The sequence below is a fragment of the Streptomyces kryoterrae genome, from assembly GCF_054072135.1.
In genome coordinates this window covers 5,145,596-5,168,973 of sequence record NZ_CM133358.1, presented here as the reverse complement: position 1 = coordinate 5,168,973, position 23,378 = coordinate 5,145,596, and the positions used below count along the sequence as shown (strand labels likewise).

The following is a 23,378-nucleotide window of genomic DNA, read 5'->3' as shown; positions in this document are numbered from 1 at the left end:
CAGATTAACGGCGCAGCGCCGCGGGTTTCCCGGCCTCCACAGGCTGTGTGGAATCCAGGTGTGCCCAGACGATCAGCCGATGACTGTGTCCCCACTCCGGATCGCACGTGGTCAGCGTGAGATAACGACCCGGATGCGTGTACCCGCTCTTACGTGGCACAGGGTCGATCACCTCAATGTCCGTGGGCACGGTTTTGTAGGGGCCTTTGTCGATCCGATACGTGAACCACGTCGTCCCGTCCGTCAGCACCACCGCGTCCCCACGGCGCAGCCTCGGGAAGTCCTTGAACGGATCGCCGTAGGTACGCCGGTGGCCGGCGACCGAGAAGTTGCCCTCCTGGCCGAGCCGCGCGGTGGTGGCGTAGTGGCCGAGACCCTTCTTCAGGGTGTTCGTCCTCGTGCCTTCGAGCACGGGCTTGTTCCACGTGAAACCAAGTCGCGGGATGTACATGATCGCGAAGGGCCTGGCCGAGGTGTAGGGCCCGGGGGACTTCGGGCCGGTCGTCGGACTCGTGGTGCTCGCGGGGTTGGCCGGCGTCGCCGTTGGCGCCCGCGTCACCGTGCCCCTCGACCACTGTTCCTGCAACTGGTGGATCTGGTCGTCCATGACGTCGTCGGCCTTCACGCCCGTCCAGAACAGCGCGTACACGACGAAGAGCACGATCACCGTGCCCACCGTGACGCACAGTTCGCTGACCGTCCTGATGATCACGCGCCCCGACACAGGCCCCCCAGCGGTGAGCTACCGGCTGCTTCAGCTGCTGTTCCAGCTACTCCACAGGCTTCGCGTAGTGCAGGTCCACTGTGCCCGAGTAGCCGGGCAGAGTCACCGTCCCGTCCTCGTCGACCTGCCAGCCGAGCCCGTAGACGTTGACGTACACCATGTAGTTCTGGATCGCCTTGGACGCCGTGAGCGCGCTCCTCAGCTTCTCCGGGTCGCCGATCGCCGTGATCTTGTACGGGGGTGAGTAGACGCGGCCCTGGAGGATCAGGGTGTTGCCCACGCAGCGGACCGCGCTGGTGGAGATCAGTCGCTGGTCCATGACCTTGATGCCCTTCGCCCCGCCCTGCCACAGGGCGTTCACCACGGCCTGCAGGTCCTGCTGGTGGATGACCAGATAGTCGGGCTGCGGCTCAGGATAGCCCGGGAGCTTCGCGGTGGCGTTCGGCGGAGCGTCGTTGAGGGTGACCGTGAGCGCCTCGCCCTTGAGCTTCTGGGTGCCCGCGGCCTTCTCCAGCGCCGCCAGCTTGGCGTCCTCGGCCTCGGTGCTGCCGTCGTCCCGCTCGGCGAGCGCCTCGACGTCGTCACGCAGGGCCGCGAGGGACTCGTCGAGCCGGCCGTTCTTGTGGCTGCGGTCCTGGATGAGGTCCGAAAGCTTCAGCAGCGAGGCGTCCGTGCGGATGTTCGTGCCCTTGGCGGTGTCGAAGCTCGTGAAGAAAATCAGCCCCGCGAGGGCGAAGACCCCCACAGTGAGCACCCGCACCGGGCGGAATCGGCGGTTACGGGTGGGACTGGGATCCGTCCCGGGAGAGTCGGCAGAATTGCTCAACGTACCCTTATCTCCTTCGGCGCCGCGGAAGCACTACGCTAACGGACGCCCGGGGGAGCACTAAGTGTCCCCTTGTACGCTGCTCCGGAGCCCGACCCAGTTCCCTGCGCGGCCACGCAGCGCATCGACAGGAGAGACCCTCGTGCCGAAGTCACGTATCCGCAAGAAGGCCGACTACACGCCGCCGCCCGCCAAGCAGGCGACGGCCATCAAACTGAACACCCGCGGCTGGGTCGCACCGGTCATGCTGGCCATGTTCCTCATCGGCCTGGCCTGGATCGTTCTGTTCTATGTGACCGACGGCAAGCTGCCGATCGACTCACTGGACAACTGGAACATCGTGGTGGGCTTCGGCTTCATCGCCGCCGGATTCGGTGTCTCCACGCAGTGGAAGTAGGGCTCTGCCCAGGGCCTTTCGCTGAGTTATCCACAGACAGGCTGCATTTTCCACACCCCGCCTGGGGAAAAGACGACGATCTGTGGATAACTCATCGAGCGTTGACGCCGGTACGACTGCCACACCGGTAATCGCAAGCTTGTTCGCCCCCTGCCTGACCTGGGAAAACTCCGGTCGGTGACAGGGGGCACAGCTGTTCCCGCACACTGTGCACAGGTAGCGCCACGGACTGTGGAAAACAGGCACTCAGTGACAGGTGGGATGGGCTGGACGGGCGGGACGGGCTGCTAGACGAGCTGGCCCGTGCGGATCAGGGTCATGGCGACCACCGCGACCAGGACCACCGCGCAGACGCCGTACTGGACCAGTGACCGGCGCTCGCGCGGGGCGTGGACCATGGCGTAGCCGATGACGACACCGCCGACCAGACCGCCGATGTGGGCCTGCCAGGCGATGTTGCTCGCCCCGAAGGTGAAGATCAGGCTGATCACCAGCAGCGCGAGGATCGGCCGCATGTCGTACTGGAGGCGGCGCACCAGGACTACGGTCGCGCCGAAGAGGCCGAAGATGGCACCGGAGGCACCGAGCGACGGCTGGTTCTGGGCGGCGATCAAATACGTCAGCGCACTGCCCGCGAGGCCGGAGACCAGGTACAGCGCCAGGTAGCGGGCGCGGCCGAGGGCGGCTTCCAGAGGGCGGCCGATCATCCACAGGTTGAGCATGTTGAAGACGATGTGCATGGGATTGGCGTCGGAGTGCAGGAACATCGACGTCAGCAGCCGGTACCACTGTCCCTCCGCGACGCCCTCCAGCGAGCCGAAGCTCTGGTAATAGGCGCTACCGACGAGCTCGAAGCGTTGCGTGAAGTCGTCGCCGATCGACAACTGGAGCAGGAAGACGGCGACGTTGAGGCCGATGAGGATCTTGGTGACGAGCCTGGGGTCGGCCGTGACGGTGCCGCCAGCGAGGGTACGGGGGGTGGAGGCGCTCGGGGCGTGTCCCGTGCCGGAGCCGTTGCGCACGCATTCCGGGCACTGGAAGCCGACGGAGGCGCTGACCATGCACTCGGGGCAGATCGGGCGTTCGCAGCGGGTGCAGCGGATGCCTGTGTCGCGGTCCGGGTGGCGGTAGCAGGTGGGCAGGCTCTGGGCGTCCTGCGGTCCCGGCGGGCTGCCTGGCGCCTGATCCATGGGGTCCCCCAAATCCGTCGTTCCATCGGTGCGTCGTCCGTGCAATGCACCGCCCCGCTCATCCTTACGGATGGGCGGGGCGTTTGGTTCCCTGCGTGTTTCCCGTGGGGATCGCTTGGGTCCCCGGGGAAAGAGCCGGTGGGAGGGGCTCTGCGGTCTCAGCCCTGGCGCGTCTCGACGACGACCGACTCGATGACGACGTCGTTGACCGGGCGATCGGTGCGCGGGTTGGTCGCCGCGGTCGCGATGGCGTCCACGATCTTCTGGCTGGCCGCGTCGGTGACCTCACCGAAGATGCTGTGCTTGCGGGTCAGCCAGTCCGTCGGGGAGACGGTGATGAAGAACTGCGACCCGTTGGTACCCGGGCCGGCGTTGGCCATGGCCAGCAGGTACGGCTTGTCGAAGCGGAGGTCCGGGTGGAACTCGTCCTCGAACTGGTAGCCGGGGCCACCGGTGCCGTTGCCGAGCGGGTCACCGCCCTGAATCATGAAGCCGCTGATCACCCGGTGGAAGACCGTGCCGTCGTAGAGCTTGTCCTTGGACTTCGTCCCCGTGCTCGGGTTCGTCCACTCACGCTCACCGGTGGCGAGCTCGACGAAGTTCCGGACCGTCTTGGGCGCGTGGTTCGGCAGGAGCCGGACTTCGATGTCGCCGTGATTGGTCTTCAGGGTGGCGTAAAGCTGCTCAGCCACGATCTGCCTTCCGTTGTCCTCTTGTGACTCCCAGATCCTCGCACGGTCCACGCCGCGCGTCGTCCGGCGTCCTCCTCCGAGCGGAAATCCGGCGCTTTCGCTTGTGCTCCGCCGCTCCGGAGAAAACCGGCCGAGTAGGCACGGGACGGGGGCATGGCGCCGCGATCCGTGGCATTGTCGACGACAAGCTCCCGATGCCCTGTATTCATCGCTATTGCATGTGATCGTCATCCGCTGTCACATGCGATCGGTTCGGTGCCGGCAGTCCCGTGCGATCGGCCGTCCCTGACCCGGATGCCCGCCCTCACATGCCTCACGGTGTATTGCCGGGCATGATCCGTAAAAGGGTGGAGAGTCGATAACCGTACGCCACCGACGAGGAGGATCCCGTGACCCGCATTGACAGCGTGCGCGCCGCTACCGGCTCGGCCAAGGACAGCGTCCTGCACGCCGCGGACGTGGTGGCGCCCTACGCCGACACAGCCAAGGACAGGGCCACTCAGTACGCACACGAGGCACGCGTACGGCTTGCGCCCAAGGTGTCCCAGGCTGCGGAACAGGCCCGTGTCCAGTACGGCGCGCATCTCGCGCCGCGGCTGGAGCAGGCCCGTGCCCATGTGCCGCCGAAGGTCGACCATGCCGCCCATGAAGCCGCCGTCCGTACCGCCAGGGCCGCCCGCCAGGCCGCCGACTACACCGGGCCGCGTGTGGAGCGCGCGGTCGCGGCGGCCGGACCCGTACGAGAGGAAGCCGCCGCGCGTGGTGCTGCGGCACTGGCCGCGCTGCGCGGTCAGGTCACACCGCAGGAGATCAGGAAGCTGGCCCGCAAGCACCATCGGCGGGCCCGGGCCGCCCGGCTCGGCAAGGGGCTGGTCGTGGCGGGCATTCTGGCCGGCGGCGCCTATGCCGCGTGGAAGTGGTGGGACAAGCAGGCCAACCCCGACTGGCTGGTCGAGCCGCCCGCCGCGACCGAGGTTCCGGAGACAGGCCGTCTGACGTCCGTGGACGGCACTGGTCAGTCGGTCCTGGATCCCGAGGTCCAGGTGAAGGAGGCCGAGTCGGAGGCTGCGGAGGACGAAGAGAACCACCGCTGACGGTGCCTGTGGGGTGCCGTCCATGAGATCGCTGCGGGGTGGGGAGCCTGAAGGCTCCCCACCCCGCAGCGATGTTTCACGTGAAACGTGACGGGACGGTGTTTCACGTGAAACACCGTCGCTGGCGCTCTCCCGGCGAGGTCCCCTCGTCAGGCGGCGGCCGAGACGGCCAGTCGCGTGCTCGTCCTCAGGCCGCCGATGCCCTGCACGGCCGGTGCCCGGCGGATGTCGCGGCCAACCGGCTTGTTCCGGCCGACGGCGAAGACGAACAGGCGCAGGACCAGGAAGCGGCCGATGCCGGCGAGGCCGGAGGCGCTGAGGTAGACGATCTGCTCGGTCAGCATGCCCGGCGAGGACTGGAGCAGATGCAGGGCGAGCATCGCGACGCAGGTGATGACGTAGGCGGCCGTGGCCGAGCCCGCCGACTGCCAGTGCTGGCGCCATCCGGCACGCCGGCCGGCCCCGAAGGTGAAGCGGGCGTGGAGTTCGGTGCACAGGATGGTCGAGGCAACCGCGATCAGCGCGTTCGCCAGCGCCCAGGGCATCGTCGCGGCGAGCAGCGCCACGGCGCCGCTGGAGAGCAGTCCGACGCCACCGCCGCACAGGCCGAACCGCGCGAAGGAGGCAAGCGGCCCGGGAGCGGCGGCGGTTGCCCCCGCCGTTCCGGACACCTCTGTGCACACTTCGGCGCCGGTCGTCCTGGGCTTCGACGGGAGCAGCGACTTCACGGCGGTTTCCTTACGGGCGGTGGGCTGTGAACCTCTGTGGATCACGGGGATCAACCGGGTTCAACGATGCCGTCGCGAGCTCATGGAAACGATGACGTGTGCTCCCCAACCGGGGGTGTGGCTAGCCCCACCTCCGGGACCCGGCAGGCACTACCAGGCGGGGCCGCAGCCGTCCGTACCGGCGGCCCCAACGCCCCTGGCTCCGCGTGGGAAGGGAGCCGGCAGGAGTCCGCATCGACGATGCAGACCCAACTGGAGGCGAAGAAGAGCGACTTGAAGAGCGGCGCGTTCCGGGACGCCAGCAGCGCGATGTGCGCGCTGGTGGCCGCGGCCGACGGCACGATCGACCTGGCGGAACGGCAGCGCGTGGCCCAGCTCATCGCCACGAACGAGGTCCGGCGGAACTTCCCCGCCGACGATCTGCGCCGCCGGTTCGACGACAACATCGGCGAGCTGACGGCCGACTTCGCCTTCGGCAAGGGGACCGTGCTCAGGAGGTCGCCAAGGCCAGGAAGAAGCCCGCCGAGGCCCGTGCTGTCGTGCCGATCGGCATGGTCATCGGTGGCGCGGACGGCGACTTCGACAAGACCGAGCAGGCGGTCGTACGGGAGGCCTGTTTCGCCCTCGACCTGCCGCCGCACGAGTTCGACCTGTGAGCACCCGCTGAGTGACTCTGCCCCGAGTCCGGCGGAGGCATCCGTCCCGGCCACGCTCCTCCGCGTCCCGGAGGAGCGTGGCCGCGCGCGTTCCGGCCGGGTCACGGCCTCGCGCAGCAGGCACCACGCGCGGTAAGCACCGGCCTCCAGGAGACAGAGCCTTACGAAAAAATGCCCTCCGGACCGCGTTTCCGCAGTTCAGAGGGCATTTCGGGGGTGGAGCCTAGGGGAGTCGAACCCCTGACATCTGCCATGCAAAGACAGCGCTCTACCAACTGAGCTAAGGCCCCGAACGGAAGGCGTCCGCCCAGAACAACCAGGTACTGGTGGGCGCCGACGACCAGAGTACCGGGTCATCCCCCGTATCTCGCAAAAGGATTGGGGGTCCCCGTGGACGACCACTCTCCGTAAGATGCTCGACGTGGTTCGCTACAGCGAACCGCGGTATTTGGGGAAGCGATGGGGAGACGCAATGGATGCCGCACAGCAGGAAGCCACCGCAAGAGCGCGGGAGCTTCAGCGGAACTGGTACGGGGAGCCGCTGGGGGCGCTCTTCCGTAAGCTCATCGACGATCTTGGACTCAACCAGGCTCGTCTCGCGGGGGTACTGGGGCTGTCCGCGCCGATGCTGTCACAGCTCATGAGCGGCCAGCGGGCCAAGATCGGCAATCCGGCAGTGGTGCAGCGCGTGCAGTTGCTGCAGGATCTGGCCGGTCAGGTCGCGGACGGCAGCGTCAGCGCGGCCGAGGCGACCGAGCGGATGGACGAGATCAAGAAGTCGCAGGGGGGATCCGTGCTCAGCAACACCACGCAGTCGACGACGAGTTCGGGGGCGCCCACGGTCAAGCGGGTGGTCCGCGAGATCCAGTCGCTGCTGCGCTCGGTGTCCGCCGCCGGGGACATCATCGACGCGGCGGACACCCTCGCCCCGACCCACCCGGAACTGGCAGAGTTCCTCCGGGTGTACGGCGCGGGCCGCACCTCCGACGCCGTGACGCACTACCAGTCCCACCAGAGCTGAGCCGCCGGCCCGGCCGCCGACCGGGGGTTCGGCGGCCGGGCCACGGTTCAGGGGCACAACCGGGGCAGGCGCACGAGATCAGGCCTGGACGGGCGAAGAAGGCGGGCCACGACACGAACCGGGGGCGGACAGCGACCAGCAGTCAGGGAAACAGGTACGGAGACAGGTTCTGGGCGAGCAGGGTGACAGCGGGCTCCGCAGTGGGGTAGGAGGAGCCGTACCACCCGCCGGTCCGGAACCGACCGAGCGGTGATCCGAAGGGGGATCGACGCAGAGCCATGGGTGAGGTCTTCGCCGGCCGGTACGAACTGGCCGACCCGATCGGGCGCGGGGGAGTCGGCGCGGTCTGGCGTGCCTGGGACCACCGCCGCCGTCGGTACGTGGCCGCCAAGGTCCTGCAGCAGAGCGACGCCCACTCACTGCTGCGCTTCGTCCGCGAACAGGCCCTGCGGATCGACCACCCGCATGTCCTGGCCCCGGCCAGCTGGGCCGCCGACGACGACAAGGTCCTGTTCACCATGGACCTGGTCGCCGGCGGCTCGCTCGTCCACCTGATCGCGGACTACGGCCCCCTGCCGCCCGCGTTCGTCTGCACCCTCCTCGACCAGCTCCTCTCCGGCCTCGCCGCCGTGCACGCGGAGGGCGTCGTCCACCGGGACATCAAGCCGGCCAACGTGCTGCTCGAAGCGACCGGTACAGGCCGCCCGCGGCTGCGGCTGTCCGACTTCGGTATAGCGATGCGGCTGGGCGAGCCCCGGTTGACGGAGACCGACTACGTGGTGGGCACCCCCGGATACTTCGCCCCCGAGCAGATGCTGGGCGCGGACCCGGACTTCCCCTCCGACCTGTTCGCCGTGGGTCTGGTCGCCCTCTATCTCCTGGAGGGCGCCAAACCGGACTCCAAGGCCCTCATCGAGTACTTCGCGGAGCACGGCACGCCCAGCGCCCCGCAGGGCATACCCGAGCCGCTCTGGCAGGTCGTGGCCACGCTGCTGCAACCGGACCCGCAGGCGCGGTTCCGCACCGCCACGGGCGCCCGCAAGGCCCTTGCACAGGCTGCCGAACTCCTGCCCGAGCCCGGCCCCGACGACGAGCTGATCGAGATCTTCGACCAACTCGGCCCTCTCCCCAAGGGCTTCGCCCCGACCGGCCCCCTCAAGCCGTCCCCCGGCGTGACCACGAACGGCCGCGCGCGCACCGGCCGAGCCACCAGCGGGCCGGACACCGGCGCCGGACACGGCGAGCCGGACAGCGTGCACACCGGCGTGGAGACCGGCCCAGGAGCAGCCCGCCGCTACGACCCGTACCGCGAACCGAACCCCGACGGCACACCCACCGGCCCGGCGACCGGCGGCACGCACACAGGGCCGGGACTCGGACCGACACCGGGAACCGTCTCCCCGCTCTCCGGGCCAGGCACAGGTGCCGTACCCGCCAAGCCGGTCAGGGACCCCATGCCCTCAGGCGCCGGCTCCGGTGCCGGGCAACCCTGGCAGTCGACCGGCGCTGCCCCGGTCCGGCCCGGAGGCGACTCCGTACCGGGCCGTCCCCCGCGGCCGGACAGCGCGGGCACTTCTGGGCAGGGACCGCAGGCTCCGCCGGCATACCCGGCGCACCCCTCTCACCCCGCTCAGCGGGACGGCGCCCCGCCCCAGCCGGACGTCACACCTCCGCGTCCTCCTCACCCACCGGCGGTGGTCCCGCCCCAGCCGTCCGCCATGTCGGACACGGGGAGCTTCCACCTGCCGCCTCCCCAGGTCGCCGTCGCCTCCGGCACGCCGCAGCACCAGCACTCCCACCACCGGCCGGCGCAGCCCTTCACTCCTCCCACGGCTGTCCCGCTCCCGGCGCCGGGAGCCGTCCACGTACCTCCGCCCTTCCAGGTCCCGTCCTTCGGGCACCCGCCTTTCGAGCCCGCGCATACGCACTCCCCCCAGCCGCACATGCCCCGGACCGCCACCCAGATCCCGACCGCGACCGCGACTCCGACGCTGCGGCAGGACGCGTACGCCTCGTCCCCTTCGTACGCCGTCAGGTCCCCGCAGACCGCGCTCTCCCCGCAGGCGGCTCCGCAGCACCGCGGCCGACGCCGTCAGCGTCGTCCCGGCCCGCCCGCGAAGGTGGCGATACCGGTCCTGTTCCTCGCCCTGGCCTGCTACGCCGTGGGTTTCTGGGCTCTGTTCCGTATCTGAGCTAGGCGCGTCGGACCCGCCGCCGAGCGACCGCCGTCCACAGCCCGAGCCCCAGCACCAGCGCGCTCCCCGCCCCGATGCCGCTCACCGCGACGACCCGCATGGCGGCGTCACCGCCCCCGCCGCCGCCGTCCGCCCCGTCGGCTCCCGTAGCGGCGGCCACCCCGCCGGACGTCCATCCGCCTGCAGCTTCCCGGTCCTGTTCCGTCACCGCGAACGTGTCCCGGGGTACGGACTGCCCCAGATATCCGGGGGCGTCCTGCGCCGTACCGCTCACCTGCACCCGCAGTGTCAGTCCGTACGGTCCCGTGCCGAATCGTTCCGTCATCTGCTCGGCGAGATGGACGACCAGGTAGTACGAGCCGGCGAACCGCATCCCGCTCGTCCGGTCGCCGACGCCGTAACGGTTGGCGTAGGCGGCGGGTGGCAGCGGATCGAGGGCGGCCGAGCTCTGGCGGCCGTCGTAGACGAGGCCCTCGTCGTCGACGTACCCGCGCGCGGGGTTGTAGAGGGACATGACGAGCGCGCTGCTGACGTACCCGCTGCCGCCGGAACCACTGCTGGAACTGCCCAGTTCGGCAACCACATGGAGCTGCTGCCCCCAGTCGACCGGCACCCGGTAGAACAGTGTCCGACCGGGCGTGATGTCGTCCTGCCAGACTCCCTGCCCCACCGGGGCGGCCGTGGCGAAGCCGGCTCCGCCCTCGCGGCGGACGGCGTCGCCGGTGAGCGGATCGGGCGGGGCGGAGTCCCAGGACTCGGGTGAGGCGGGCGCGGTCGTCGCAGCCTTGTTCGCGAGGCCCGGCTCCGACACGTACGTCAGCTCCAGGTCCCAGTCGTCCGACGACGAGCCCGCCGAGTCGATGCGGTCCACGACCACGTAGTACGTACCGGCTCCCTGACACGCCGTCGTCTCGCCGTCGGTCGCGCGTGCCGCCCAGGCGGCGACCGGATGCGGGCTGCGTGAGGCCCCGAAGCGTGTGCTGTCGTAGGAGCAGGAGCGGGCGTCGGCGTCCTGCATGGCCACCTTGACGCCGTCGGAGGAGGACACCGTCGTGCCCTGCCGGGGGACGGCGGTCGCGGAGACGTACGCGTTCGACGTGGCGTCAAGTGCGAGGCGGAAGTAGATCCTTCCGTTGACCGGGAGGGTGCTGCGGTAGGTCCCGCCGGGCTCCAGCCCCACGGCGTCCGTGGTGCTCGCGGCTCCTTCGACGGCCTGGGCGCCCTCGGCGAAGTCGTACGCGTACGCATCCTGCGCGGCGACCGCCTCGGAGCCGGCCCCCGGGCCCGCTCCCAGCCCCGCCACAACGCACAGCATCGCCGCCACGACCGCGCCCCGAACCGTGCGCCGCCCCATCACGCGCCCCCTCGTCATGCCTCGCCGCTGCCCGAACCGTCCGCCGTTCCCGCCGCGCCCGGGCACGGTTTCTGCCCGGACCGTCGCCCATCCTGCCCCGCCGGGCGTCCCGGCACGCCCGCAATTCGTACGAGCGCCCGAACCAACCCGCCCCGAGGCGCTCGATTTGCCTCAGCAATCTATTCGTTCACGACGGCGAACCGCGCACCGCCCGCGACAACACCCCGGACAACACAAAACCCCGACCGCGTCGGCGGCCGGGGTCTGTTCACAGACTGCTGTCGATACTCACGAACCCGTGGGCACGGAGTCGGTCGCCTCCGTCCACAGATCCTGCTCGGCGCGATCCGCCTGGATCTGGCGGTACACGAGGAGCCCGCCGATGGCGGCCAGTGCGACCAGGAGAAGCTTCTTCACCGTGCGACCTCGTCTTTCCTTGACGTAGGGGACCTCTGGCGCCCGACTATACCCTCCGGCCGAGACCGATCGGTGACCTGCGCCGACCCCCAACTCCCGCCCGGCGCACAGCAGTAGAAGCGGATGCCACCTCTCCGATCGGAGGGTGATCACATCTCCACGTACCGTGACTATTCGCCCTACTGGACCCCGTTTCCGCACTTCTCCTCCGCTTTTCGCACCTCTTGCACCCATCCGAGTGGTGTTCATCGGAAGATCGACGCGCCGCGGGCGTCGGTCCACCACTTCGCGGTCGCCATACACATCATGAGGAAAGTACGCAAATCGCCCAACCTGAAAGTGAGGGGCCATGGCCCAGAACAAGGTCATGAAGCTGTGGACCGTCGTCGTCACCGCCTTCCTGGCGCTGTGCACGATGCTCGGCCTGATCACGACGACCGCCGCCGCGGCGGTAGCCGAGAGCCACCCGGCGCGCAACTGCACCGCTCCCGCGGTCGTACCGCCAACAGCCGCTTGGGCCTGGTCCTACGCCCGGTCCCTGCCTCCCACGATGAAGCAGCGCATCCGAGCCGAGGCCCACGGCTCCTCCCCGAGCTGCCGCCACCGCTCACCCGCCGACACGGACGCGGAGACGGAAGCCGGCCAGGAGACCGGCACGGACGCCGAGACGGCGGCACAGCCGCCATCCTGACCCCGCTCGCAGACCCCTCGTGTGATCCCTCGCGTGACCCTCGTGTGATCCCCCTCCCCATGTAGCGGCGAACTTGCGTACAAAGCCACAAGGAGAAGCACCAGGACAAACGAAAGACCCCCAACCATCACTGGCTGGGGGTCATTTCACTGTGGGGCTAACAGGATTTGAACCTGTGGCCTCATCCTTATCAGGTCGATCATGGGCAACCGCCAACGTCGACCAACCAGTCCCGCGCTTCGGTCGATCGTCCGCTGCGGTCCGGTGTCGACCGCTGCTGTCCGCGCCTGTTGGTGTCAGCCACTGATGTCAGCGCACCGTCCCGGTCTTGACAAAACTGGGCCCTGCATCCCTAAGACGAGGCGCACGCTATAGACGTTAACGAGCCCTGCGAGGGCACCAGACAAGCTGGACGCTTCGCCGATGATTGCTTAATTGGAGAGAGATCCGTATGGCTGTAGCTACAGGCGAGAGCAGCTTGTAGCTACACGGCGGACCGTCTTGGCTGGCCAGTCAGGTCAAAGCGGAGGTATCGTAGTAGACAGATTGTCTCCGGCTAGGGCCCCGATCAGGGCTTTTCTAGTAACTACCGTAGACAGAGGGGGTTTGGCCCCGGCGCCAACCAGGACCAAACCCCTTGCCTTAGCGAGTCCGGTCGAGCTGATACCGACCGGACTCGCTGCATTTACAGCTCATCACGATCGCCTCCGACCGGCTGCCTGTCGGGTCAGAAAAACCAACCCGCTCGCTCGACGATCGCGAACACCAGTGCCACGGCCGTCAAGCCAACCTGCCACTTCTCTGGGCAGGTCCACTTGTGTCGGCGCGTCTTAGGGTTCTCGCTCATCTAGCCACCTCCTTCCGCTCTCCAGACCGACCCGCTATGGGCCGGAGACCATGAACTCGTCTCCCCCAAAGAGCAGTTCACATGAGAGCTTCGCGAAGTAGCTGCGCTCATCTTACCGGTCACCTTTGACAACGCCGGAAGTCACACTATTTCTGCAGGTCAGATGCATAGAAGCCAGTGGCGATGCGTCAGGACGGCGCAACTCAGACGCTATGAACCTTGAGAACCAGCTGCTGGTAGGCGTACGCGGGTGGTGGTTTCACGTGAAACATCCCGGCAGGATCCAACCCCGACTCAACCCACCACTCACCCCAGCTTCCGTCCCGTCCGCCGTCGACCCACACACCGTGGAGCAGGCGTGGTTCAGGGCGTCAAGGTGGAGCGCGCCACTGTACGAACGACCTTGACGCCCTGGGCCTCGTCTGCTCGGCTCTGCCTGGGTCGATGGCGGTCGGGATGGAAGCTCCCCGCGCACGCCACTACGGACCGGCAGCCGGGAACGGCGCCCCCTCCGCCCCGGTGCCGGCCGATCCCCCGCCGGAGGCTCGTTTTGACCGTGGCTTGCCCGTACAGCGTTTCTACTCAGGGCCGTAACCCGTTGCGGCCCAGGGGCACGGCCCGGCGCCGTAGGCGCAGAGGGCCGGGCCCAGGGGCCAGCCCGCGCTTGCGCGGGCACTTGATGAGGTAGAGAAATCTGTAACAGCTCAGGCTTGCCTGCGAGTTGATCACTGGACGCCTTCTTGCTGATCGGCACGGGAGCTGATGCCATCACGGGGATGCGTCGTCATCCAGCGAGGTGGGAATGTCCGGCTTAGTGGTCAAACGGTGGAAGCGCCATGGGCACGATCGGCTCTACGTGACCACTGAAGGAGGCGAAGCTGTTGCCTGGTACGACTGCGCTTCTGGGTATCTGAAGGTGCACGAGACGTTGTACCGGGACCAAGTGCTGGATGCCTTGGCACCGCACATGGTCGGCATCTCCTCTCAGGTTTCCGGTGCGTCGCTTTCGTCGGCTGCACTCCCTCCCCTATCCGTGGCCGATGATCTAGCCGTGAACCGGCCTGGTGACTCCCTCCTGCCACAACTGGAGGGAGCTCCAACCTGGATGACCCGGCAAGTGATGCGCCTGTGGCGTCAGAAGGATGACCGCGACTCCTGGCGGAAGGGGGTCGCTGGGGAACGGATCGTTGGCGCCAAGCTTGATCGACTCAAACGGCGGGGCTGGCATCCGCTCCACTCCATACTTCTGCCAAGCGGGGCAGATGTCGATCACTTGCTGATCGGACCGGGGGGCGTCTTCTGCCTGAACACCAAGTACTTTCGCAACGCCCGTATCTGGGTAGGCGATAGCTCGGTAAAGGTGAACGGCGGTCCAACGCACCCGTACGTCCGCAATAGTCGCCATGAGGGCAGCAGGACGTCGGCGGTGCTGACCAGGGGTTGCGGCTTCTCGGTGAAGGTGACTCCGGTGCTGGTCTTCGTCGCTGCGGCCGACGTGTCCGGCCCCGGGACCCTTGGCGACGTCAAAGTGATCAGGGATCGAGAGATCTCGGCTTTCCGGCGGCAAGAAGGGGTACTCAGGCCGGAGGAGATCGAGTGCGTCTATGCCGTCGCTCGTGATCGGCGAACCTGGGCTTAGCCCTTGATCAAGTTGGACGGATTCCCCCGTCGCTTGCCTGCCTGAATACGGTGACCACGTGAAACTTGCTTCTTCCGATGCTCGTACGAGGTTCGCCTCGTCGCCGGTCGCGCGCCTGGCGACTGCTGGCGCTGACGGTGTCCCCCACGTCGTACCGATCACGTTCGCGCTCAGCAATGACGCCGTGTTCTTCGCGATCGATCACAAGCCCAAGACCTCATGGAACCTGCGGCGACTCCGGAACATTCGAGAGAACCCCCACGTCGCGGTCCTCGTTGATCACTACGCCCCCGACTGGTCCACGCTCTGGTGGTCGAGGGCCGATGGCCAAGCGGAGATCTGGGACAGTGGCGACGAGCGGCAAAAGGCCGTTGAGCTGCTGCAAGACAAGTATGAGCAGTATCGCGATCACCCGCCTGAGGGGCCGGTAGTGATCGTCCGCGTTGAGCACTGGAGCGGCTGGGCGTTCATTGGGTGACGTTCTCAGTGCAGTCACGTAGGCTGGCTTGCATAGCCAAGTCGAGGTGACCTAGATGGCAGAGAAGGATCTTCCTACATTCAGGAAGATTGCCGAAGATCTGCGCGAGCTGATCCTTTCCGGAGATCTACCCCCGGGCGAGAAGCTGCGCTCGGAGAACGAACTCAAAGATCAATACGAAACGACGCGCGTCACGGTGCGGAAGGCTCTGGCGCTGCTGAAGGCTGACGGCCTGCTCATCAGTGAGCAAGGGCGCGGGGTGTTCGTCCGTCCCCGCCCGAACGTCCAGATGCTCACCACAGGGGCGAACTTCAGGGAGCGTCGGCAGACCGGCGTCAGCAACTTCAACGCCGAAGCTGCCGCCCAAGGCCTGCGCCCCGAGCAACGCATCTTGGAGGTTGGAACGGTACCGGCTCCCGCAGACATCGCGTCACGGCTCGGAGTGGAGGAAGGTGCGTCCGTCATCGTCCGCCGGCGCGCGTTCTTCGTGAACGACGCACCGATGCAGCTCGTTGACGGCTACTACCCCGCCGACCTGTTCAGTGGCACAGAGGTGGAAGCACCTCGTCGGATTCGCGGGGGAGTGAGCCGGCTGATCGAAGATCCGGAGGGGCCGGTCAGGCAACGGATCGTCCAGTTCGTGGAAGATCTTGAGATTCGCATGCCGGGCCCGTCCGAGGTGGACGCGCTGAGCATCCCGCCCGGCGTGCCGCTGGCCCGTGTCTTCCGAACTGCCCACACCGCCGCAGGTCAGGTGGTTGAAGTGCTGGATTCACGCGTCCCTTGTGACCGGCACGTCTTCCGGTACGTGATCGACGTGCCCTGAGTCGGCAACCCGCACGATCGCATCCAGAGGGCCTTCGGGCCCTCTTTTTTTGGCTCCGCACTTGCATATCCAAGTTGCGACCCCTACGGTGATGACACAGCTTGGATATACAAGCTGACGCCAGCGGAGAGCTTGCGCTTTTCCGCCGTACAGGGGAGTGACGCATGCCGTCCTTCAAGATCGACACTTCGACTGCTGTGGTGTTCGTGGCGACTGCGCCCGAACCGAAGATGGTCAACAAGAAGACCGGTGAGCGGGCTATGGACCGCGAGAACCCCGCCGTGGCTCTGTCGACGGTGGGCCTGTTGGTCTCGGACGAGGGGGAGGGGAACCTCTACCAGGTCACGATTCCGGAGACCGGTTACCCCGAGGGTCTGGCGCCGGGCACGCCGGTGATCGTCACGGGACTGAAGGCGCGTGACTGGGAGAACGAGTTCAACGGCCAGAAGCGGCACGGGATCTCGTTCCGCGCGGTGGCGGTCACCCCGCTGGGGGCCTGATCATGGCCGACCTGACCATATGGCTGGAGGCGACGGGCGCCATAGGCGGCGCTGGTGGTCTCGGCTACGCGAAGTACCGGGCGCCGCGGGTGTACTGGTCGCTGGTGGGACTGCCCGCCACATGGGGCCGGTTCACCTTCTCCTACCGCTCGACCATGGATGTGTGCGGTCTGACGGTCCAGCCGTCCGGCCTGCGGGCGTTCATGGCGCGCAACGTCGCCCGCCGTGAGGTGCAGCCGGTAGCCCCGAAGATCCGCCGCATGCGCGGCACCATGACGGGACTGCGGGTCACGCTGCGCCTTCCGGCCGGCCTGGAGCCCGCCGACGTGATCGCCTCCACCGAGCGTCTACGGCACGCATGGGGTGTGCACGCGGTGCGGGTGGTCGTCACCAAGCCGGGGTTCGTCGAACTGCGGATGACCGGCTATGACGTGCTGCGCCGGGTGCGGATGCCGCGCAAGGCGGCTCAGCCTCACGACCTGTGCGTACCGGTCGCGCTGCGGGATGACGGGACCGTGTTCGAGCGGGACTACCGCAAGGTGCCCATGGCCCTGACGCTGGGCGCGAACTTCTCGGGCAAGTCCATGTATCTGCGCAACCTGGTCAAGGGGCTGGCTCAACTGCCGGTGGCACTGGTGGGGATGGACTGCAAGCGCGGGGTGGAACAGTCCGTGTTCGCACCGCGTCTGTCGGCCCTGGCCACCACCCCCGACGCCGCCGCCTCCCTGGCCGATGTGCTGGTGGCGGAGATGGAATCCCGCTTCGACCTCATCCAACGGCACGGCGTCTCGGACATCTGGGAACTCCCCGAAGCGCTCCGGCCGGCTCCGATCGTGGTCCTGGTCGACGAGATCGCCGAACTCTTCCTGATCTCCCGCAAGGAGGATGAGGACCGTCGTACGCGGATCGTCACGGCGCTGATCCGGCTGGCGCAGATGGCCCGCTCGGTCGGCATCCACCTGGAGATCTGCGGGCAGCGCTTCGGCTCCGACCTCGGCAAGGGCGCCACCATGCTGCGCGCTCAGCTTACGGGCCGTGTCGTGCACCGGGTCAACGACAAGGAAACCGCCGAAATGGGCCTCAAAGACGTGGCCCCCACTGCGGTCCCGGTCGCCTGCGTCATCCCCGCCCATCGCGCCGGTACGGCCGTGGCCACGGAAGCGGACGGCGGCTGGTCCCTGATCCGCACACCCCAGGTCTCCCGTGAGGAAGTCGCCGCCGTCTGCCGGGACTTCGCCCACCTGGTGCCGGATCTGCCGTTCCTCGACGCCTTCCGTCCGGACGTTCCCACACCATCCGCCGACGCCCTGTCCCTGGTCAAGTAGGGGCCCGCGATGGCTGCGACCAAGACCACCGCACCCGCGCCGGCTGAACCAGCGAAGTGCCCGGCCTGTGAGGGCTCCGGTGAGGTCTCCCGCACCGTCCACGTCGGCCGCAAACGCCGCGCTGTCGGCCAGCAAGCCGGCATCTGCCTCGCCTGCCTGGGCTCCGGCGAAGCCACCGACTGAACCCGCCGGGGCTGGGCGGCTGGAGATCCGTTCCCCGCCCGCTTCCTGGCCCAACTCCCCAGAAGGGAGGTGCAGATCATGAACCGTACGATCCGCCCCGACGCCGTTCTCGTACAAGCCGTCATCGCCGGCGCCCTGTCCTTCGCCCACCTACACGACCTCGCCTCTGCGGCCGGACAATCCGGCTGGAAAGCCTGGGCCTACCCGGTCTCGGTCGACCTGCTCCTCGTCGCCGCCTGGCGCCGACTGCGCACCGCCCGCCGGGACCGCTCGGCCTGGACCTGGTTCACGATCGCCCTGGCCGCGTCACTCGGCGCGAACATCGCCACCGCCGGACTCCTCGACCTCCAACAGGTGCCGCCCTGGCTGCGCATCCTCGTGGCCGGCTGGCCCGCCCTGGCCTTCCTCGGCGGCACCCTCCTCGTCCACTCACCCGTGGACTCGGCACCGGATCACGACGTCCCGCCCGGCCTCGCCCCTGTCGACCAGCCGGCCGCGCCGGAAGTCGAGGTACACCGCACCGCGGACCCTGCCCCGGACCCGGTACCGGTTCCGGTTCCGGTACCGGAACTGGCCCCGGCACCCAAGCCCGTCCCGGTCGACGTGCCCACGGTCCCGGCCGCGCTGCTCGATCACGCCAGGAAGATCGCCGATGCCCACCGCAACGCCACCGGGTCCCCGATGCCCGCCGCGGCTCTGTCGGCCCGTCTCCAACTGCCCGCGCCGATGTCCGACGCGATCACCGCACAGCTCCAACTCACCTGATCTGAAAGGAGATCCGCTCATGCCCCGGTTCACCTTCGACCGCCCCACGGACTTCGTGGACGCGGCCCGCGAGATGGTCGACGTCGGCCGCCCGACCCTGGCCCGCCTGCTCGCCGAGGAGGCGGCCGACCGCACCCCGGACCCGGACACGGCGGCCCGCATCCTCGCTGAGTTCCCCGGCCGCAGCCTCCGACAGGAGGGCTGACCCGTGACCGCCTATCGCCGCTTCCGCGACGTGATCCGTATCGGCCCCGTCCAGGTCGCCACGTACTACGACGGCCGTGGCCGCGACAAGCACGCGGCTGCCTGCTCGGCCCCCGGCTGCGGCTTCTCCGGCGACTACACCGACCGAGCCGGCGCCGAACTCGCCGCCCGCACCCACCGCTGCAAGGCCTAGGAGATCGCCATGGACGTTCCGCTCTGGCTCGCCGTGATCATCGTCGGCTACCTCGGAATCAAGCTCACCCGCCCGCCGATGTGGCTGGTCGTGCTGCTCCTGCTCGGTGGCTACCTCGTCTCCGACAGCATCCTCAGCCCCGCCCTCGACTCCCTCGTCAAGTAACCCGGCCCGAAAGGACACCATCGTGTTCACCCCGAAATACCCCCCGCAGGACACCGCCCCGGCTCCGGCCCCGTACATGCCGACCGCCGGCGCCCCGGTACCCGCTCCTCAGGCTCCTGCCCCGGTTCCGGTGTCGAACCGGCCGACCGTTCAGCTCACCCCGGGCAGTGCGCTCACCCTCGCGGCCGGCGGCGGTGCCGTGGTCCTCGTCGTCGGCGCGGTCCTGGTCTCGCTGCTGCTCGCCGTCGCCATCACCGGCCTGTCCATGGCCGTGGTCGCGGTCGTCCTGCGCTCGATGCTCAACGACTTCAACAACCACCGCTGAACGGCCCCCGGAGCGGCCTCCGTCGCCAAACTTCCGCCGCTCCGGGCGCCAACCCACCTTCCAGATCCAACGGACCCGAAAGGGCTCACTCATCATGCCTCAGCTCGTCCCGAACCTGCCCGTCTGCCGTGACTGCGACGGCTTCGCCACCGCCGCCATCACCACCGGTACCCGTCACCGCGACGGCTCCCGCGTCACCCTCCGCGTCACCTGCCCGGCCTGCCAGGGCACCGGCACCACCCGCCGCCCGATCCGCACACGGGAGGCCTCCCGTGTCTGACCTGACCCCGACGCATGAGTTCCCCGGCATCCGCATCGGCCAGCACTCCGCCTACTCCGAACCCTTCGCCGACTACGCCTGCGGCAGTTGCGGCGCAACCAACCAGGCCACCGGCACGGACAACGTCAAGGCGCTCGTCCAGCGCTGGGAGGAAAACCACGGCCCTGCCCACCGGACGGGCGGCCGGCGATGACCACGCCCCGCGTTCTCGACCTGTTCTCCTGCTCGGGTGGCGCCGGCATGGGCTACCACCGTGCCGGGTTCGAGGTCGACGGCTGCGACATCGCCGACCGCCCCCGCTACCCCTTCGCCTACCACCGGGGCGATGCCCTCGAATACCTCGCCCACCTGATCACCACGGGCGAGATCGGCCGCTACACGATCGTGCACGCCTCCCCGCCCTGCCAAGCCGGCTGCGCCCTCACCGTGGGCACCAACCACTCCCAGGGCTGGGGCGGCACGCACGAAGACCTCGTGGCACCCACCCGTGCCCTGCTCGACAGGACCGGACTGCCGTACGTCATCGAGCAGCCCAACGGCCGTGCCGCGATCCGCAAAGACGTCAGCCTGTGCGGCGTGATGTTCGGGCTCGGCGTCTTCCGTCACCGCAACTTCGAACTCGGTCGCTGGTCGACCGCCACGCCCAAGCACGTCAAGCACGACGGTTACGTGCGCGGCTGGCGTCACGGCGTCTACCGGGACGGCCCGTACATCGCCGCGTACGGCAAGGGAGGCGGCAAGGGTGACACCACCGAGATGCAGACGGCCATGGGGATCACCTGGACCGATGTCCGCGAGGAACTCACCGAAGCCATCCCACCCGCCTACACACACTGGCTCGCCACTGCCTTCCTGACCACCCGTCAGGAGGTGCTGGCGTGACCGACTCCGCCACCGCGGCGGGTCTCGACCCGGCCACCCTCGCCGATGTGCTGAGGGTGGCCGGCTCGGCCGACTTCGACCGCTGGAACGAACAGATCCGCCGTACCGGGGGATGCTCCGACCCCATCCGCCTGACGGGCGCGACCAAGACCATCGATCCGGCGACCAAGACCGTGCTGCACGCCTACAGCACCGACAGCGAGCCGGGCGGCATGCTCCGCATCGCGTGCGGCAACCGCCGTGCCTCCCGCTGCCCCGCCTGCGCCTGGACCTACGCCGGCGACACCTACCACCTCATCCGAGCCGGCCTGACCGGAGATCCCTCCAAGGGCACGCCTGAGACAGTGCGCGAACACCCCCGCGTCTTCGCCACCCTCACCGCACCCTCGTTCGGGCCCGTCCACAACCGCCCCGGCACCCGGCCCTGCCGCTGCGGCACCCACCACCCCGACGACGACCCCCAGCTCGGCACCCCCCTCGACCCGGCCACGTACGACTATCCGGGCGCGGTGCTGTGGAACAACCACGCCTCCGACCTGTGGCGCTACTTCACGATCTACCTCCGCCGCGAGATCGCCAAAAGGGCCGGCCTCACCCAGAAAGACGCTCACGAACAGTCCCGCCTCGCCTTCGGCAAGGTCGCCGAATACCAGAAGCGTGGCGCCGTCCACTTCCACGCCGTGATCCGCTTCGACGGACCCGAGGGACCCGACACCCCGCCCCCGTACTGGGCCACCCTCGGCCTGCTCACCGACGCCATCCATGCCGCCGCTGCCCGCGTCCAGGTCGACGTACCCCCGGCCCGCTTCCAGCCGGACCCCGACCAACCCGCACGCATGGAGCCGGCCCGCACCCTGCGGTGGGGTACCCAACTCGACGTCCAGCCGATCGGCGCCTTCGGCCACGGTGAGGAGATCACGGAACTCGCGGTCGCCTCCTACGTCGCCAAGTACGCGACCAAGGCGGCTGAGACCACAGGCACCGTTGATCGCCGGATCGGCAACACGGAAGCGCTGATCCTGCTCGGCGTGCCCGACCACCCCCGCCGGCTGATCGAGGCATGCCTCGACCTGCACGCGCTCTACCCGGAACGCAAGCTCCGCGACTGGGCGCACATGCTCGGCTTCCGGGGCCACTTCTCCACCAAGTCCCGCCGCTACTCGACCACCCTCGGCGCCCTCCGCCAGGTGAGAGCCGACTACCGAGCCGCTCAGCAACGCGCTGCCCTCGGCCTGCCCGATCCCGACGACCACCCGGAGACGACCACGCTCACGCTCGCCCACTGGACCTACGCCGGCCACGGATACACCCCCGGCGAATCCTGGCTCGCCGCCAACATCCGCCGGGACATCCAACTCAACCGCGAAACCGCACGCGAAGCCCTCGCCGATCTGCCCGACCTGGAAGGAGTCGCCGTATGACAACCGTCGTCCCCGTGCTGCTGACCGTGGATGAGGTCAAGGTGGCGCTCAAAATGGGCCGGACCAAGGTGTACGACCTGATGCGAACACACCGCCTGGTCTCGATCAAGGTCGACGGATGCCGCCGTATCCCCGCTGACTCGGTCGCGGAGTTCATTCGTGGGCAGATTGAGAGGGCTGCCTGATGGCCAAGCGTCGACCCAACGGCGGCGGAACGATCGCCAAGCGCGCTGACGGCCGTTACCAGGGTGCCGCGTACGTCACGGACACCGAGGGCAACCGCGTCCGGAAGTACGTCTACGGCGCCACCTGGGATGAAGCCGCTGAGAAGCTCGGCAAGCTCCAAGAGCAGGAGCGCAACGGCATCCCGGTGCCGTCCCGGTCCTGGAGCCTCGGGGAGTGGCTGGCCTACTGGCTTGAGCACATCGTGAAGCCGGATCGCGAGCACAACACGTACGTCAAGTACGAGTCCAAGGTGCGGCTCTACCTGGTGCCTCACCTCGGCAAGAAGCCCATGGTCAAGCTCTCGCCGGCTCAGATCCGTACGTGCATGGCCGCGTTGACTCGCGAGAAGGTTCCCGCGGCTACCCGCTTCGAGGTGCTGCGTACGCTCCGGAATGCCCTCAACCGTGCCATGCGCGAGGAGCTGCTGACGCGCAACGTCGCGCTGCTGGTCGACATGCCCAAAGTCAGCAAGGACAAGGGAAGGGCCTGGAGCGCGCGTGAGGCGATCAGCTTCCTGCGGACTGCCCGCGCCCACCGCTTCTACGCGGCGTGCGTTCTGATCCTCGTTCTCGGGCTCCGCCGCAGCGAGGTGCTGGGCCTGCGCTGGCAAGACATCGACTTTGAGAACCGGCAATTCACCCCGACCAAGCAGGTGCAGCGGGAGAAGGGCATGGGACTGATCCTTAAGGACCTCAAAACCGATTCCTCGACCGCCGTGCTGCCGCTTCCGGAGTTCTGCGCCCGTGCCCTGGAGGAGCGTCGGGAACTGCAAGAGTTGGAGCGGAAGATCGCCGGTGATGGCTGGGAACAAGCCCCGGATCATGACGTGATCTTTTCGGCGGAACGCGGCGGGCTGACCGACCCGGTGGGCTTCTCCCGAGCCTTCAACGCCCTCGTGAAGCGGGCCGGTGTGCGTCGGATCACAGTGCGGCTCGCCCGACACACCTGCGGGACCCTGCTCGCCTTCCTGAAGGTGCACCCCAAGGTGGCTCAGACGATCCTCCGGCACAGCCAGATCAGCATGACCATGGACGTCTACACACACGTGGTCGGCTCCGACCAACGCGAGGCAACCGAGATGCTCGCCGAACTGCTGGAAGATCAAATCATCGGTTGATGTCAGCCGTAGATGTCA

General features: G+C 68.2%; 29 protein-coding genes, 1 tRNA gene and 1 pseudogene. 23 read left to right on the top strand and 8 right to left on the bottom strand.

Features of this window, described 5'->3' with window-relative positions:
- Positions 1-4: 4 nt before the first annotated feature.
- Together ACW4TU_RS22545 and ACW4TU_RS22540 are read right to left on the bottom strand one after the other, a co-directional pair.
- A complete protein-coding gene (locus tag ACW4TU_RS22545) occupies positions 5-724 on the bottom strand; it encodes a class E sortase (RefSeq protein WP_457416229.1) in 720 nt (239 codons plus the stop codon).
- 46 nt (positions 725-770) lie between these two features.
- A complete protein-coding gene (locus ACW4TU_RS22540) occupies positions 771-1,550 on the bottom strand; it encodes a DUF881 domain-containing protein (protein ID WP_457416226.1) in 780 nt (259 codons plus the stop codon).
- 142 nt (positions 1,551-1,692) lie between these two features.
- Here ACW4TU_RS22540 and crgA point away from each other — a divergent pair, with 142 nt between their 5' ends.
- The gene (gene crgA / locus ACW4TU_RS22535; protein WP_164315848.1) at positions 1,693-1,947 is read left to right on the top strand and encodes a cell division protein CrgA; all 255 of its coding nucleotides are present in this window, start codon (positions 1,693-1,695) and stop codon (positions 1,945-1,947) included.
- Between the two features lie 287 nt (positions 1,948-2,234).
- Here the strand turns inward: crgA and ACW4TU_RS22530 are convergent, their stop codons facing one another.
- Both ACW4TU_RS22530 and ACW4TU_RS22525 read right to left on the bottom strand, forming a co-directional pair.
- Positions 2,235-3,137, bottom strand: coding sequence for a rhomboid family intramembrane serine protease (locus ACW4TU_RS22530; RefSeq protein ID WP_457416223.1), 903 nt, complete (start codon positions 3,135-3,137; stop codon positions 2,235-2,237).
- Between the two features lie 158 nt (positions 3,138-3,295).
- Positions 3,296-3,829 (bottom strand): peptidylprolyl isomerase, encoded by a 534-nt coding sequence (locus tag ACW4TU_RS22525; protein WP_457416220.1) that lies wholly within the window; start codon positions 3,827-3,829, stop codon positions 3,296-3,298.
- Between the two features lie 389 nt (positions 3,830-4,218).
- Between ACW4TU_RS22525 and ACW4TU_RS22520 the strand changes: the two genes are divergently transcribed.
- A complete protein-coding gene (locus ACW4TU_RS22520; protein WP_457416217.1) occupies positions 4,219-4,923 on the top strand; it encodes a DUF5324 family protein in 705 nt (234 codons plus the stop codon).
- Positions 4,924-5,072: 149 nt separating this feature from the next.
- On the opposite strand, the gene ACW4TU_RS22515 is transcribed toward ACW4TU_RS22520, so the two are convergent.
- Entirely contained in the window at positions 5,073-5,594 is a 522-nt protein-coding gene (locus tag ACW4TU_RS22515; RefSeq protein WP_457430238.1) for a GtrA family protein, read from the bottom strand.
- 297 nt (positions 5,595-5,891) lie between these two features.
- Here ACW4TU_RS22515 and ACW4TU_RS22510 point away from each other — a divergent pair.
- Positions 5,892-6,307 (top strand): annotated as a pseudogene (locus ACW4TU_RS22510) (tellurite resistance TerB family protein).
- A gap of 217 nt (positions 6,308-6,524) precedes the next feature.
- Here the strand turns inward: ACW4TU_RS22510 and ACW4TU_RS22505 are convergent.
- Positions 6,525-6,597: transfer RNA gene (locus tag ACW4TU_RS22505), tRNA-Ala, on the bottom strand.
- A 182-nt stretch (positions 6,598-6,779) separates the two neighbouring features.
- Here ACW4TU_RS22505 and ACW4TU_RS22500 point away from each other — a divergent pair.
- Together ACW4TU_RS22500 and ACW4TU_RS22495 are read left to right on the top strand one after the other, a co-directional pair.
- Positions 6,780-7,328, top strand: a complete 549-nt coding sequence (locus ACW4TU_RS22500) for a helix-turn-helix domain-containing protein (RefSeq protein WP_164315866.1) — start codon at positions 6,780-6,782, stop codon at positions 7,326-7,328.
- A 278-nt stretch (positions 7,329-7,606) separates the two neighbouring features.
- Complete coding sequence (locus ACW4TU_RS22495; protein ID WP_457416214.1) at positions 7,607-9,520, top strand: serine/threonine-protein kinase; 1,914 nt, start codon at positions 7,607-7,609, stop codon at positions 9,518-9,520.
- Between the two features lies 1 nt (position 9,521).
- On the opposite strand, the gene ACW4TU_RS22490 is transcribed toward ACW4TU_RS22495, so the two are convergent.
- Positions 9,522-10,877 (bottom strand): hypothetical protein, encoded by a 1,356-nt coding sequence (locus tag ACW4TU_RS22490; protein ID WP_457416211.1) that lies wholly within the window; start codon positions 10,875-10,877, stop codon positions 9,522-9,524.
- A 288-nt stretch (positions 10,878-11,165) separates the two neighbouring features.
- Positions 11,166-11,294 (bottom strand): DLW-39 family protein, encoded by a 129-nt coding sequence (locus tag ACW4TU_RS22485; RefSeq protein ID WP_003999697.1) that lies wholly within the window; start codon positions 11,292-11,294, stop codon positions 11,166-11,168.
- Positions 11,295-11,643: 349 nt separating this feature from the next.
- Here ACW4TU_RS22485 and ACW4TU_RS22480 point away from each other — a divergent pair, with 349 nt between their 5' ends.
- From ACW4TU_RS22480 to ACW4TU_RS22395, 18 genes are all read left to right on the top strand, one after another.
- On the top strand, positions 11,644-11,985 hold the full coding sequence (locus ACW4TU_RS22480) for a DUF6344 domain-containing protein (protein ID WP_457416209.1): 342 nt from the start codon (positions 11,644-11,646) through the stop codon (positions 11,983-11,985).
- A gap of 1,649 nt (positions 11,986-13,634) precedes the next feature.
- Complete coding sequence (locus tag ACW4TU_RS22475; protein WP_457416206.1) at positions 13,635-14,471, top strand: nuclease-related domain-containing protein; 837 nt, start codon at positions 13,635-13,637, stop codon at positions 14,469-14,471.
- Between the two features lie 58 nt (positions 14,472-14,529).
- Entirely contained in the window at positions 14,530-14,949 is a 420-nt protein-coding gene (locus ACW4TU_RS22470; protein WP_457416203.1) for a TIGR03668 family PPOX class F420-dependent oxidoreductase, read from the top strand.
- Positions 14,950-15,004: 55 nt separating this feature from the next.
- The gene (locus tag ACW4TU_RS22465) at positions 15,005-15,775 is read left to right on the top strand and encodes a GntR family transcriptional regulator (protein WP_457416200.1); all 771 of its coding nucleotides are present in this window, start codon (positions 15,005-15,007) and stop codon (positions 15,773-15,775) included.
- Between the two features lie 164 nt (positions 15,776-15,939).
- Entirely contained in the window at positions 15,940-16,275 is a 336-nt protein-coding gene (locus ACW4TU_RS22460) for an SCO3933 family regulatory protein (protein ID WP_457416198.1), read from the top strand.
- Positions 16,276-16,277: 2 nt separating this feature from the next.
- A complete protein-coding gene (locus ACW4TU_RS22455) occupies positions 16,278-17,600 on the top strand; it encodes an FtsK/SpoIIIE domain-containing protein (protein ID WP_457416195.1) in 1,323 nt (440 codons plus the stop codon).
- 9 nt (positions 17,601-17,609) lie between these two features.
- On the top strand, positions 17,610-17,783 hold the full coding sequence (locus ACW4TU_RS22450) for a hypothetical protein (RefSeq protein WP_457416193.1): 174 nt from the start codon (positions 17,610-17,612) through the stop codon (positions 17,781-17,783).
- A 78-nt stretch (positions 17,784-17,861) separates the two neighbouring features.
- Positions 17,862-18,548: a DUF2637 domain-containing protein gene (locus ACW4TU_RS22445; protein WP_457416190.1), complete on the top strand. Its 687-nt coding sequence runs from the start codon at positions 17,862-17,864 to the stop codon at positions 18,546-18,548.
- A gap of 19 nt (positions 18,549-18,567) precedes the next feature.
- Positions 18,568-18,753 (top strand): hypothetical protein, encoded by a 186-nt coding sequence (locus tag ACW4TU_RS22440; protein ID WP_457416187.1) that lies wholly within the window; start codon positions 18,568-18,570, stop codon positions 18,751-18,753.
- 3 nt (positions 18,754-18,756) lie between these two features.
- Positions 18,757-18,945 carry a mobile element transfer protein gene (locus tag ACW4TU_RS22435; RefSeq protein ID WP_457416184.1) on the top strand — a complete coding sequence of 63 codons (189 nt, stop codon included), beginning with the start codon at positions 18,757-18,759 and terminating at the stop codon, positions 18,943-18,945.
- A 9-nt stretch (positions 18,946-18,954) separates the two neighbouring features.
- Positions 18,955-19,110: a hypothetical protein gene (locus ACW4TU_RS22430; RefSeq protein ID WP_457416181.1), complete on the top strand. Its 156-nt coding sequence runs from the start codon at positions 18,955-18,957 to the stop codon at positions 19,108-19,110.
- Positions 19,111-19,132: 22 nt separating this feature from the next.
- Positions 19,133-19,435 (top strand): SpdD protein, encoded by a 303-nt coding sequence (locus ACW4TU_RS22425; RefSeq protein WP_457416178.1) that lies wholly within the window; start codon positions 19,133-19,135, stop codon positions 19,433-19,435.
- Between the two features lie 94 nt (positions 19,436-19,529).
- The gene (locus ACW4TU_RS22420) at positions 19,530-19,715 is read left to right on the top strand and encodes a hypothetical protein (RefSeq protein WP_457416175.1); all 186 of its coding nucleotides are present in this window, start codon (positions 19,530-19,532) and stop codon (positions 19,713-19,715) included.
- On the top strand, positions 19,708-19,908 hold the full coding sequence (locus ACW4TU_RS22415) for a hypothetical protein (protein WP_457416172.1): 201 nt from the start codon (positions 19,708-19,710) through the stop codon (positions 19,906-19,908). Before ACW4TU_RS22420 ends, ACW4TU_RS22415 begins: the two co-directional genes overlap by 8 nt.
- Positions 19,905-20,597, top strand: coding sequence for a DNA cytosine methyltransferase (locus tag ACW4TU_RS22410; protein ID WP_457416170.1), 693 nt, complete (start codon positions 19,905-19,907; stop codon positions 20,595-20,597). Before ACW4TU_RS22415 ends, ACW4TU_RS22410 begins: the two co-directional genes overlap by 4 nt.
- Positions 20,594-22,018 (top strand): replication initiator protein RepSA, encoded by a 1,425-nt coding sequence (repSA, locus tag ACW4TU_RS22405; protein ID WP_457416167.1) that lies wholly within the window; start codon positions 20,594-20,596, stop codon positions 22,016-22,018. Before ACW4TU_RS22410 ends, repSA begins: the two co-directional genes overlap by 4 nt.
- The gene (locus tag ACW4TU_RS22400) at positions 22,015-22,203 is read left to right on the top strand and encodes a helix-turn-helix domain-containing protein (protein ID WP_457416165.1); all 189 of its coding nucleotides are present in this window, start codon (positions 22,015-22,017) and stop codon (positions 22,201-22,203) included. The genes repSA and ACW4TU_RS22400 overlap by 4 nt, the downstream gene beginning before the upstream one ends.
- Entirely contained in the window at positions 22,203-23,360 is a 1,158-nt protein-coding gene (locus ACW4TU_RS22395; protein WP_457416162.1) for a tyrosine-type recombinase/integrase, read from the top strand. Before ACW4TU_RS22400 ends, ACW4TU_RS22395 begins: the two co-directional genes overlap by 1 nt.
- The last annotated feature ends 18 nt before the right edge of the window (positions 23,361-23,378 follow it).